The organism is Geofilum rhodophaeum, assembly GCF_002210225.1.
In the GTDB taxonomy this organism is placed as follows: Bacteria; Bacteroidota; Bacteroidia; order Bacteroidales; family Marinilabiliaceae; genus Geofilum; species Geofilum rhodophaeum.
In genome coordinates, this window is sequence record NZ_MWUJ01000006.1 from 124,324 (window position 1) to 135,816 (window position 11,493).

Sequence of the window (11,493 nt, forward strand, 5' to 3'; positions counted from 1 at the left end):
AATTACATTTGTAAACAATCTTCCATGAAATATCTTCATGATTTCACTCTGGTCAACAGCGAAAGGCAGACCGACGATTTTGTTGTGCTGACGCTGCAGGGCGGAGCTGAGCCACTCCCTGAGCTACAGCCCGGTCAATTTGCCGAAGTGCGGGTAGATGCGCCAGGAGCATATCTGCGCAGACCACTGTCCATCCACGATGTTGACTACGATAAGCAACAAATAAAGCTTTTGGTACAGGAAGTGGGTACCGGAACCCGCGCCCTTACCGCCCTGGCTTTGGGCAGTACCATCAACATGCTTTACCCGCTGGGCAAGGGCTATTCGCTGCCCGACAGCAAGCGAGTTTTGCTGGTAGGAGGTGGTTGCGGTGTGGCCCCCTTGTTGTTTTTGGGCCGTTATTTAAAAAAGAATGGCATAACACCACGCTTTTTAATTGGCACCCGTACAGCGGCGGGACTGGTGCGACTGGATGCCTATCGTGAACTGGGCGAGGTGATGGTAACCACCGAAGACGGCAGCGCCGGTACAAAGGGCTACGTTATCCATCACCCGGTAATGAAAACAGAAACACCAGATTTCGACTGGATATACACCTGTGGCCCAGAGGCCATGATGCGTATTCTGGCTAAATATGCCAACAAGCACGGACTAAGCTGCCAGGTATCTCTCGAAAACCATATGGCCTGCGGCATAGGGGCCTGTTTATGTTGTATCACCCCAACCAAAGACGGACATAAGTGTACTTGCACCGATGGTCCTGTGTTTGATTCAAAATACTTACAATGGTAGATCTGAAAGTAAAACTGGGAAGCCTTGAGCTGCAAAATCCGGTAATGACCGCTTCGGGTACCTACGGGTACGGCGAAGAATATGAAGATTTCGTAGACATCAACCGTTTGGGGGGGATAGTGGTAAAGGGAACAACGCTGCATCCCCGTCAGGGCAACGATTACCCGCGTATGGCCGAAACGCCAATGGGTATGCTTAATGCGGTAGGTTTGCAAAATGTGGGTGTTGACCGTTTTATCAGCGAAATCTATCCTCGTATCAAAAAATACCGAACCAACATCCTGGTTAACGTATCCGGATCAACGGTGGAAGAATATGTGGAGACAGCAGCCAAAATCAATGCTCTGGACCACATTCCGGGCATTGAATTAAACATCAGTTGTCCCAATGTGAAAGAAGGGGGTATGGCTTTTGGAACCTCCTGTCCCTCAACCATCGCTGTAACCGCAGCAGTCAGAGAGGTTTACAACAAACACATGATGGTAAAACTGTCGCCGAATGTAACCAATATTGCAGAAATTGCCCTCGGCGTAGAAAGCGCCGGTGCCGATTCGGTCAGTCTCATCAACACTTTGCTGGGTATGGCCATTGATGTAGAGCAGCGGCGCCCGGTTTTGTCGACCATAACCGGAGGCTTGTCGGGAGCGGCAGTTAAGCCCGTAGCACTGCGCATGGTTTGGCAGGTGGCACAGGCAGTAAAAATACCGGTAGTTGGAATGGGTGGCATCAGCAACGCAGAAGATGCCATCGCCTTTATGCTGGCCGGCGCCAGTGCAGTTCAAATTGGAACTGCAAATTTTATCGATCCCAAAGTAACTGAAAAAGTGATTGCGGGCATTGAAGACTATCTGGTTCGTCACAACATGACCTCTGTTGCCGAACTTAAGGGGGCACTACAAGCTTAAAAAAGCACTGTTTTAGCCTATTTGACGCAGTTCCTTCTCTCTTTCGAGGAGATTGATCAGTGGTCTGAAATATTGCCTGATTATCGGCCAGTTTTGCGGATTTTGCTCCAATAAGAGCAAAATCCGTTTTTTGTTTTTACGCAGTGCATCTGTAATGGCCGGTGCAGTTATCGGCCGCTCCATCAATTTCCCTACCATAGCACCAGTCAGGTCTTCCCCCTGACGAGCCAACTCTGCCGCTGCATCCTCCAGTTGATCTAAAAAATTACGGGTTTTCTCCATACGGCCGCCTGCAGCAGGCAAAGAATTTGTAGCTAATCTACCCGGCTCGCTCACCGCAGGGAATACCAAATACGGGGCCTCAATCAGCACCTCGTCCTGTTCTTCATTGCTCAGATTCAACATCAATGCAAAACGAGCGGCCTGCTCCAAAGCAGACTTAGCTGCCCGGTAATCGGGGGCTGTTGCCAGGCGCTCTAAAGCAGCTTTACTTAGGCGGAGTTGAACTCCCCGGGCTGCGCCCAACTGCTTCAGCTGGTCTTGCGACCATTGGTCCACCCAGCTGAGGGGCGGGTTTTGACTTTCGGAATTTTGCCCGGACAGTAATTGTTTTGTTACATCTGTAAACTGCTGGATGTAGTCTTTAAACTGACCAGAGGATTGATAAAAGAAACGCGTAAAGCGGAAGAGGAGAGTACCAATGAGGGCCTTTCGTGCTGTATCCAGCTGACCTTGAAGACGACTGACTCCAAAATTGCTTTGATCCCCTCTGAAGTATAAATAGAAACAATCGGTTTGTCGTCCTGCCTTAACACGCAACTGCATGACTACGTGTTGTTCTTCCGAAAAAATATCCAATTGCCGCTGCTGCCTGCTTTCCTCTTCAAAAGGAACCTGGCCGGGGGTCAACCACAGGTAGCCGGGCTGCTCTCTGGCTATCAGCCTCAACTGGGCAGCTAAATCAGCGGTCATTAATTCATTGAGTTGGTATTGTTGCCCTTTTCTCAGCAACTCCAGGCCATCGCTGCTTCCATCTGCACCAACAGATAATACAACCACCCTGTCGAGCCCCGGAAAGATATCCGGCCAGGCACGAAGCAGTAACTCCCGCGGAGCCAATATTGGTTGAGGTACCTGATGCATAGGCAGCAATCACAATGCAATTAAGTGAATAGTTAAGCACAAATTTAAGCTAAATTAAGTCTTAAGCCAATAATTAAGGGAATAAAATCTGCTTAATTTATTTCCAATAAAGAGCGAATGAGGTTTAATATTGTACCGAAATACAGTCTTGCTGTTCAGAGCAACAGGTGCTGGTGAAAAATAAGGGATTAAGCAACTAATTAAATAAATTATTAAGTATGGAACAAGCCGACAACTGCTCTTTTCGTCACACTCACGCTTCCCTGTTGGAGCAATTAAGCGATTTGCTGGGTGAGTTCTTTAGTGATCCGGATTACCAGTCCCACGAACTCCCCAATGATGCAGATAATGCGGACGAGATAAAAAGCTTAACTGCGCTGCTCGATCTTCTTGCTGTTTTGCTGGGGAAGCTGTTTTTGCACCTCATTAAACTCCCTGCTGATTTCGATACAGAAGTAAACGTGCTGTCTGTGACAAGCGTAAACAAAAGACCCGATACAAATGTAACGAGTAATTCATTTACCGACGCCAGGCACCGTTTGAGTAATTTCAGTATCTTTCGAGAGTCAAATCATTCATTTACGCCATCAACAGCATCATTTCTATGGCCATTTCCCTTACTTTATTACGCAAAGGGACTTTTGAGGAGTTCCCCGCCTACGGTAAAAGCGCTTGTAAATATGCGATTCTACTCGTCTTAATTCTGTTAAGCAGTTTTACCCCACTACAGGCCGACCGTTGGGAGAACAGTAGAATGACCATTTTAACCTGTGCCCCTGGTGAAGAACTCTACAGTTTATTTGGACACACCGCCATTCGTGTTCAGGACAAAGAAAGCGGCAGCGATTATGTTTTTAATTATGGCACCTTTGATTTTTCGACCCCCAACTTCTATCTAAAGTTTATGCGGGGGGAATTGGACTACATGCTCTCAGTAACCACCTTTGATCGTTTTCTGAGGGAATACCAAATGGACAGTCGTTCTGTATGGGAACAGGAATTGCTTTTAAGCGAGACCGAAAAATCGGCTCTACTTGAAGCCTTAATGTTGAACCACCAACCAGAAAACAGGTATTATCCTTATCATTTCTTTTACGACAATTGCGCGACACGGGTGCGGGACATCATTGCAGCTCATTATTCCGGAGGATTGGAATTTCCTGATTTACAAAACCAGGAGCAAAGTACCTTTCGTACGGCCCTGTCCGACTATCTGGAATACAGACCCTGGACCAAACTCGGTCTCGATTTAATTCTGGGCCAACCTACCGACGAAGCAGTGGATGCCTTCAGTATTCAGTTTTTACCCGACCACCTGATGCTGCAATTTGCCGGGGCCCACGATGCCAATGGAAAGGCAGCAGTAGGTGAAGCTCACGAACTTCTGGTGTTTGAAACCAGTCCTGAAAGGATGTTTTGGACACCGCTTCTTGTATTCAGCCTCCTGGCTTTAATCGGATTGCGTCTGACTCGCTGGCGGGTCAAAAGAAAGCGGTCCTTGCATGGGCTGAACATAGTGACCTTTGTGCCGGCCATTTTGCTGGGCTTTTTGATTATTTTTCTTTGGTTTTTCACCTCGCATTCAGTTACCGGTCCCAACTGGCATCTGCTGTGGGCACATCCCTTATATTTACTGCTGCTTTTCCCGAAAAAAATTAACTTAAAGTTCCAGCGACGCCTTCGCTGGCTACTCCTGGCACCCTTGGTCTTCCTTTTGCTGCTTTTTCCATTTTTACCGCAGGATATGCCCCTGGCTTTATGGCCCTTGTGGTTGCTCATGGCTGTTCGTTTAATTTGGTAGCCGGCTGAACTATTTTCGGCTTTCAGCTGTTTCTTTAGCATTATTAAAGATTCAGTTATGCGACAATTATTCCTTCTGATTTTGTGGTTTTCGCTTCTTGGTGCTGAGGCAGCTCATCCTGTTGAGAACATTCCTGTTGCTGATTTGCAGGAGCGTATTGAGACGGAATCGGACACCTTGTTTGTGGTGAATTTCTGGGCCACCTGGTGTCAACCCTGTGTAAAAGAAATTCCTGAATTTAATCGTATTGCCCCAGAACTGGAAGGTGTTCCGGTAAAGGTGTTGATGGCCAACCTTGATTTTCCAAATCAAAAAGAAGCTCGTCTGCTTCCCTTTTTAGAACGTCATGAAGTCAGTCACGAAGTGCTTATGCTGCTTACACCCAGAGGAGGAGCCTGGATTGAGGCGCTGGATCCGGCCTGGTCGGGAGCAATCCCTGCGACCATTATGCACTATAAAGGCAAACGTTTTTTTTATGAAGGAGAGGCCACTTATGAGCAACTCGAAGAATGGATGAAAAATTTAATGTAAACCAATAAATCAAACACCATGAAGATGATGAAGGTTTTATTTGCGGGGGCGGCGCTGCTGCTGATGTTCGCTTCGACCATGCAGGCCCAGTTAAAAATTGGCGACAAAGCGCCCGACTTTAATCTGAAGAATGTTGACAACAGTTGGGTGGCACTTAAGGATTACAGCGACCAAGAAGGTGTAGTGCTTATTTTCAGCTGTAACCATTGTCCCTATGTTAAGCTTTATGAAGAACGTATTGTTGCGCTGCAAAAGGAATTTGGTCCCAAAAAGTTTCCGGTCGTAGCTATAAATTCAAATGATTCGACCATTGTTGCCGAAGACGGCTTTTCACATATGGTGAAAAATGCGGCAGAGAAAGGTTTTAACTTTCCTTATTTGCTGGACGACAAGCAGGTTTTTAAGGCTTATGGTGCAACGCGTACACCCCATGTTTTTTTGTTGAAGAACGAGGGACAGCACTTTACCGTGGCATATATTGGCGCCATTGACGACAATCCTCAGGATGCCTCAGATGTAAAGGATCGCTATGTGGCAAACGCCATTGAGGCGCTACTGAAAGGAGAGCAGCCGAGTCCCACCGAAACCCGTGCCATAGGCTGTACCATTAAGTTTAAGGAATAATAATTAAGCCCTTAGAAAGCGGAACGGCATGAAGTCTTAAGTGACTTCATGCCGTTTTTTATAACTTTTTCATGAATTATCCGTATTTTTGACGGCATTAATTTTGAGTGAAGCATATGCAAATTAAGTACATCCCAGGGTTAATAACGGCAGGACTGATTGTGGGGATGGCCGTTAAATACCTTACAGGACCTTCCATACAGACTTTTGGTACCGATTTTTTACCCCCGGCACCCCTTACTACCTCAGTAAGAATTTCTGGCACTTATGCGCAGGGAGAGGACTTCAGCTATATTGACAGGGAAATGAATCGTTTTATGCGCCAATGGAACCTGAAGGGGGCCTCGGTTGCTGTTGCCCGCGAAGGGCAGATGGTTTTTGCCAAAGGATATGGCTATGCCGACGAAGAGCAGGGCATTGAGGTAGAACCCTATCACTTGTTTCGAGTAGCCAGTATTTCCAAGTTGATTACTGCAGCGGGTGTCATGAAACTGGTTGAGGCCGGACAACTGAGTCTGGACGATAAGGTTTTTGGCCCTGAAGGAATTTTAAGTAAAGCACCCTACGACACTTACCGTGATCGAAAAGTCGAAGAAATCAGAGTGCTGCACCTTTTGAATCATTCGGGTGGGTGGACCAACCGTTGGGGTGATCCCATGTTTATGCCTACAGTAATTGCCCGAAATACAGGTAAGGAGTTGCCCATCAGCGATGAGGACATTATTTGTTTCATGCTGGATAAACGTTTGCATTTCAGACCAGGAACAATGTCTTCTTATTCCAATTTGGGTTATGCCATTTTAGGCAAAATTATTGAAGCGGTAAGTGGCGAGTCCTACGAGAGCTACATTAAAAGTGAGGTTTTTTATCCTTTAGGAATTTTTGATGCTACCCTGGGAGGCAGTTACGAAGAAGACCGTAAAGATTTGGAGGTCAAATATTACGAACAAGAGAACAGCCTTTTAATTTCTGATCATCAGGGAAGTGATGATCTTGTTCCACGCAGCTATGGTGGAAACGACATCCATACCTTGGGCGCAGCAGGAGGTTGGATTGCCTCTGCAACCGATTTGATGCGCTTTATGCTGGCTATTGACGGGCAACCATTTCCGGAAGACATTCTGTTGCCCGAAAGCATTGAAGCGATGACGACACCTGTTGGTCGCGGTTTTCATCCTTTAGGATGGCGTGGCGTTCGTCGTGGCGAACGTTACCGTACAGGAACTTTGGCTGGAACTTCGGTATTAATGGTTAATCGTCCCGGAGACATCTCTTACGTGGTTCTTTTTAACACCAGTACCTGGAAAGGCCCAATGTTGGCCAACGACATTCGGATAATGATGCAAAGGGGAATTTCAAGAACCGATAATTGGCCGGATTACGATTTATTTGATCTTGCTGTACACGAGGATTAAAACAACAACGAGATGATCATTATAGAGACAAGCGCCCTAAGAGGCGCTTGTCTTTTTTCTATAGTACAAGATCATCTACAGGGCATATAATGTCCTTTTTTCTATAGTACAAGAATCATCTACAGAACAGATGCTTGTATTTTTCAACAGTACAAAGATTCATCTTCAGTACAGAAAATTGTTGAAGCTGAATCCCTGCCTAAATAAAAAACCTCGCTTGTCTTATAATTGCTATTATGATAAATAGGATGTACGTAAATAAATCCGGGTGTATTCTACCCGGATTTATTGTCTATTTAAAGCCCCTATTCGAGTCCTTTAAGTATGCTGTCCACCTCGTTGTACTTATCGGTCATTTCAAAGCGATAGTACAAATTCTTAAGGGTTTCCAAAACCATTACATCATCAGGACGCAATTCGTGCGCTCTTTCCATAAACGGCATGGATTGACGGAAAGTTTCCTCGGCCTTTTTACGTGCAGCTTCATAGGCACGATTATCCGATAAATCATTAGCGGCATTCATTTCCTCAGCAGCCCTGTTGTAATAGATAACACCAAGATTCAGCGTTGGTTCAAAATAATCTTCCCGATACTCCAAGGCCTTTTTGTACTCGGCTTCTGCCTTCTCGTATTCCTTGCTTAAATCAAAAAGCACACCCCGCGCATTGTAGAAACTGGCATTGGTAGGGTCCTTCTCCAGTGCAGCATTCAGGTAGTTTAAAGCCTCCTCATTCTGCTCTGTGCTCAAATAATGATTGATGAGCGTCGTCAAAATACGGTCGTCATCGGGATAAAGTTCAAAGCCCCGACGCAAATTCGACGCCATTTTACTGGAATCTCCCTTTTCTACATAGAGCTCGTGCATCAGCAATATCGCATCGCCTTCAGCGAAACCCAACTCGATGGTCTCTTCAAAATACTTTTCAGCTTTGTCGAATTGTTGCGAACGATTCGCGGCCAAACCGGAATAGTAAACAAACACAGAATCAACAGGCAGGTTGTCCTCTTCATAAAGAGGCAGTTTGTTCAAGTTAATTACTCTTTCAAACACAGCCAGCGCATTTTCAAAGTCATCGGCATTAAAGGCCTCGATACCTGCATTCTGAAACTCAGGCATAAAAAAGGTCAGGGCCACTTTGATTTCTTTTGCTGCGCGCCCTATTCCCCGTCCTTTTTCATCACCTTGCTGATCCAACTCAGCTGCTTTAAAGTAATGATCGGCCGCTTCGATGATTTTGGGCGTGCCTGCCCCTTGCTTAAACTGTTCGGTGGCCAGGTTGGCAGCTACAATATAAGTTCTGGGCCAAGCTTTGGTTTTGTCGTGCTCCAAAGCATCGTTAATGCGCTCCTCGGCGGCAGCAAGATCTCCATTGTCGATAAAAGCAGAGGCTGCTGTTACCTTACCTTTTTGCGCACAGCTGGTTGCAACCACCAGCACAGCCATGAATAAAAATAGTATCCTTTTCATCTTTGTTGATTTTTGTTTTGTTCGTAATTCCAAAATTAATTGCTTTTAAATTAATTATCACTATTTTCCGGGGATTGATTTTCAGTCTGATCTGTAAAATCAAGCCCCTCTCCTTCCAGCAGTTCTTCCTCCAATTGCTCTGCCATTACTCTTGTAACAGAGGCGATGGCATCCTGCTTCTTATCCAAATTGATCAAACGAACCCCCTGTGTTGCTCTTCCGGTAGTTCGCATGTCAGCCACAGACAGTCTCAGGGTTATGCCTGAACGATTGATGATCATAAGATCGTGCTCATCCGTAACACTCTTAATGGCAATCAGATCACCGGTTTTATCCGTAATGCGCATGGTTTTAACACCCTTACCTCCACGGTTGGTAACCCGGTAATCTTCAATTTTTGAACGCTTCCCAAAACCTTTTTCTGAAACCACCAGGATGTCTTCCTCCATATTCTTCACACAAACCATGCCAACGACCTCGTCCTTGTCAGAAGCCAGCGTTATCCCTCTGACTCCCTGGCCAGTACGACCAATGGTTCGAACTATGGATTCGTTGAATCGAATGGCGCGTCCCGAACGGGTAGCCAACAATACTTCATTGCTGCCATTGGTAAGTCGGGCCGAAATGAGTTCATCATCCTCCTTAACAGTGAGGGCAATAACGCCATTTTGACGTGGACGGGAATATTCGGCCAGCAGAGATTTCTTGATCACCCCTTTCTTTGTACCCATTACAATATAATGGGAATTGGTAAAGTCAACATCCTCACCCAGGCGCTTAACCTTCATAAAGGCCTTAACGGTGTCGTCCGGATCAATATTCAACAGGTTTTGAATGGCTCGACCCTTCGAGCTCTTATTGCCTTCGGGAATTTCATAAACTTTTAGCCAAAAACAACGTCCCTTTTTGGTAAAGAACATCAAGGTGTTGTGCATCGAAGCGGGATAAATATGCTCAATAAAGTCCTCATCCCTAGTTGAAGAACCTTTAGAGCCTACTCCCCCCCTGTTTTGGGTTCTGAATTCGGTCAGCGGTGTACGCTTGATGTAACCCAAATGTGAAATGGTGATGATCATTTCATCATCTGCATAGAAATCTTCGGGATTAAACTCTTCTGAAGAATAAACGATCTCAGTTCTTCGTCCTTCGTTGTACTTGGTCTTGATTTCAATTAATTCATTCTTAATGATTTCCATTCGCAAGTGCAGGTGTTCGAGGATGTCTTTAAGTCGCTGAATCTCTTTCATCAGACTCTCATACTCCGCACGCAGCTTATCCTGCTCCAGACCGGTCAGCTGACGCAAGCGCATTTCCACAATGGCCCTGGCCTGAATTTCAGTCAGTTCAAAACGAGCAATCAGGTTCTCGCGGGCTTCATCCGGAGTTTGCGCCGCACGAATAATGCGGATGACTTCGTCGATATTGTCGCTGGCAATGATGAGGCCTTCCAAAATATGGGCACGCTTCTCTGCCTGATCCAACTCGTAGCGGGTCCGGCGGGTTACCACATCGTGACGGTGCTCAACAAAATTACTGATGAGTCCTTTAAGATTTAAAAGTTCCGGACGCCCTTTCACCAATGCAATATTGTTTACCCCAAAAGAGGTTTGCATCGGCGTGTATTTGTAGAGATGATTCAGAACGACATTGGCAATGGCATCCCGCTTCAGATCAATAACAATGCGCATACCGTCACGATCCGACTCATCGTTCACGTTAGATATGCCTTCAATCTTCTTATCGTTGACCAGGTCGGCTATTTTAATGATGAGCTCGGCCTTGTTCACCAAGTACGGAATCTCCGAAACGATTATTTTTTCTCGTCCGTGGCTGTCGGTCTCGATATCGGTCTTCGCACGCATAATCACACGCCCTCTGCCCGTTTCATAACTGTCTCTAACACCTTGGTAGCCGTAGATGTATCCGCCTGTCGGAAAATCAGGGGCCTTAATGATGTCCACCAAGCTGTCTATGCTTATCTCATTGTCTTCAATGTAAGCGATAATGGCGTCGACCGTATCTACCAGGTTATGAGGCGCCATATTAGTGGCCATACCTACTGCAATACCGGAAGCCCCGTTGACCAGCAAAAGCGGAATACGGGTGGGCAGAACGGTAGGCTCCTTAAGACTGTCGTCAAAGTTCAGCTGAAAGTCTACCGTATCTTTATCGATATCCAGCAGGGCCTCTTCAGCCATGCGGTGCAGACGCGCCTCGGTGTAACGCATGGCTGCGGGACTGTCGCCGTCTACCGAACCAAAGTTACCCTGACCATCGACCAGAGGATAGCGCATCGACCACGGCTGCGCCATGCGCACCATAGCATAATATACGGAGCTGTCGCCGTGCGGGTGGTACTTACCAAGTACCTCACCAACAATACGGGCCGATTTTTTGTAGGGCTTATTGGAGGCTATGCCCAACTCATTCATACCAAAAAGTACCCGACGGTGAACAGGTTTCATACCGTCTCTTACATCAGGCAGCGCCCGGGAAACTATTACCGACATCGAATAATCGATGTAGGCAGATTTCATTTCCTCTTCGATGTTAATCTTAATTATTCTATCTCCTTCAATCATTTAATTAAAACTTTTGATGAGTCCGGAACACAAAAAAAGGCCTGCAAAAAGACCCTTTTTTCACCGCTCTAAATTAGTCATTAAAAGCGTAATTGTGAAAAAAGTTTTCAATTATTATGAACAATTTTCTCCGCGACCAGAGCGGATTTTCAGAACATCGGGCCTACCCTTTTTACCTCGGTGTATTATTGAACAGACTTTGCGCTCTGATGTTAACTTTCTGTCTGTGAT

10 protein-coding genes are annotated in these 11,493 nt (G+C 46.1%); 7 read left to right on the forward strand and 3 right to left on the reverse strand.

Features of this window, described 5'->3' with window-relative positions:
* The first annotated feature begins 24 nt into the window (after positions 1–24).
* Positions 25–792 carry a dihydroorotate dehydrogenase electron transfer subunit gene (locus tag B4W65_RS07870; protein ID WP_088654597.1) on the forward strand — a complete coding sequence of 256 codons (768 nt, stop codon included), beginning with the start codon at positions 25–27 and terminating at the stop codon, positions 790–792.
* Positions 786–1,697, forward strand: coding sequence for a dihydroorotate dehydrogenase (locus tag B4W65_RS07875; RefSeq protein ID WP_088654598.1), 912 nt, complete (start codon positions 786–788; stop codon positions 1,695–1,697). The genes B4W65_RS07870 and B4W65_RS07875 overlap by 7 nt, the downstream gene beginning before the upstream one ends.
* A gap of 12 nt (positions 1,698–1,709) precedes the next feature.
* Here B4W65_RS07875 and B4W65_RS07880 read toward each other — a convergent pair whose 3' ends face one another.
* Positions 1,710–2,840 carry a hypothetical protein gene (locus B4W65_RS07880; protein WP_146697740.1) on the reverse strand — a complete coding sequence of 377 codons (1,131 nt, stop codon included), beginning with the start codon at positions 2,838–2,840 and terminating at the stop codon, positions 1,710–1,712.
* A 218-nt stretch (positions 2,841–3,058) separates the two neighbouring features.
* On the opposite strand from B4W65_RS07880, the gene B4W65_RS17200 reads away from it, so the two are divergent.
* The 5 genes from B4W65_RS17200 (at position 3,059) to B4W65_RS07900 (ending at position 7,211) form a co-directional block, all read left to right on the forward strand.
* The gene (locus B4W65_RS17200) at positions 3,059–3,541 is read left to right on the forward strand and encodes a hypothetical protein (protein WP_146697741.1); all 483 of its coding nucleotides are present in this window, start codon (positions 3,059–3,061) and stop codon (positions 3,539–3,541) included.
* Between the two features lie 53 nt (positions 3,542–3,594).
* Complete coding sequence (locus tag B4W65_RS07885) at positions 3,595–4,641, forward strand: Lnb N-terminal periplasmic domain-containing protein (protein WP_158522802.1); 1,047 nt, start codon at positions 3,595–3,597, stop codon at positions 4,639–4,641.
* Between the two features lie 57 nt (positions 4,642–4,698).
* Complete coding sequence (locus B4W65_RS07890; RefSeq protein ID WP_088654601.1) at positions 4,699–5,172, forward strand: TlpA family protein disulfide reductase; 474 nt, start codon at positions 4,699–4,701, stop codon at positions 5,170–5,172.
* An 18-nt stretch (positions 5,173–5,190) separates the two neighbouring features.
* On the forward strand, positions 5,191–5,796 hold the full coding sequence (locus tag B4W65_RS07895; RefSeq protein WP_240509514.1) for a thioredoxin family protein: 606 nt from the start codon (positions 5,191–5,193) through the stop codon (positions 5,794–5,796).
* A 116-nt stretch (positions 5,797–5,912) separates the two neighbouring features.
* On the forward strand, positions 5,913–7,211 hold the full coding sequence (locus B4W65_RS07900; protein ID WP_088654602.1) for a serine hydrolase domain-containing protein: 1,299 nt from the start codon (positions 5,913–5,915) through the stop codon (positions 7,209–7,211).
* 305 nt (positions 7,212–7,516) lie between these two features.
* Here B4W65_RS07900 and B4W65_RS07905 read toward each other — a convergent pair whose 3' ends face one another.
* Together B4W65_RS07905 and gyrA are read right to left on the reverse strand one after the other, a co-directional pair.
* Entirely contained in the window at positions 7,517–8,680 is a 1,164-nt protein-coding gene (locus B4W65_RS07905; RefSeq protein ID WP_088654603.1) for a tetratricopeptide repeat protein, read from the reverse strand.
* Positions 8,681–8,730: 50 nt separating this feature from the next.
* The gene (gene gyrA / locus B4W65_RS07910; RefSeq protein WP_088654604.1) at positions 8,731–11,262 is read right to left on the reverse strand and encodes a DNA gyrase subunit A; all 2,532 of its coding nucleotides are present in this window, start codon (positions 11,260–11,262) and stop codon (positions 8,731–8,733) included.
* Positions 11,263–11,493 lie beyond the last annotated feature (231 nt).

What these genes read in the sequence shown, in the direction of transcription:
- B4W65_RS07870 (WP_088654597.1), top strand. Translation starts at nt 25, where the DNA reads ATGAAATATCTTCATGATTTCACTCTGGTCAACAGCGAAAGGCAGACC.
- B4W65_RS07875 (WP_088654598.1), top strand. Translation starts at nt 786, where the DNA reads ATGGTAGATCTGAAAGTAAAACTGGGAAGCCTTGAGCTGCAAAATCCG.
- B4W65_RS07880 (WP_146697740.1), bottom strand. Translation starts at nt 2,840, where the DNA reads ATGCATCAGGTACCTCAACCAATATTGGCTCCGCGGGAGTTACTGCTT.
- B4W65_RS17200 (WP_146697741.1), top strand. Translation starts at nt 3,059, where the DNA reads ATGGAACAAGCCGACAACTGCTCTTTTCGTCACACTCACGCTTCCCTG.
- B4W65_RS07885 (WP_158522802.1), top strand. Translation starts at nt 3,595, where the DNA reads ATGACCATTTTAACCTGTGCCCCTGGTGAAGAACTCTACAGTTTATTT.
- B4W65_RS07890 (WP_088654601.1), top strand. Translation starts at nt 4,699, where the DNA reads ATGCGACAATTATTCCTTCTGATTTTGTGGTTTTCGCTTCTTGGTGCT.
- B4W65_RS07895 (WP_240509514.1), top strand. Translation starts at nt 5,191, where the DNA reads ATGAAGATGATGAAGGTTTTATTTGCGGGGGCGGCGCTGCTGCTGATG.
- B4W65_RS07900 (WP_088654602.1), top strand. Translation starts at nt 5,913, where the DNA reads ATGCAAATTAAGTACATCCCAGGGTTAATAACGGCAGGACTGATTGTG.
- B4W65_RS07905 (WP_088654603.1), bottom strand. Translation starts at nt 8,680, where the DNA reads ATGAAAAGGATACTATTTTTATTCATGGCTGTGCTGGTGGTTGCAACC.
- gyrA (WP_088654604.1), bottom strand. Translation starts at nt 11,262, where the DNA reads ATGATTGAAGGAGATAGAATAATTAAGATTAACATCGAAGAGGAAATG.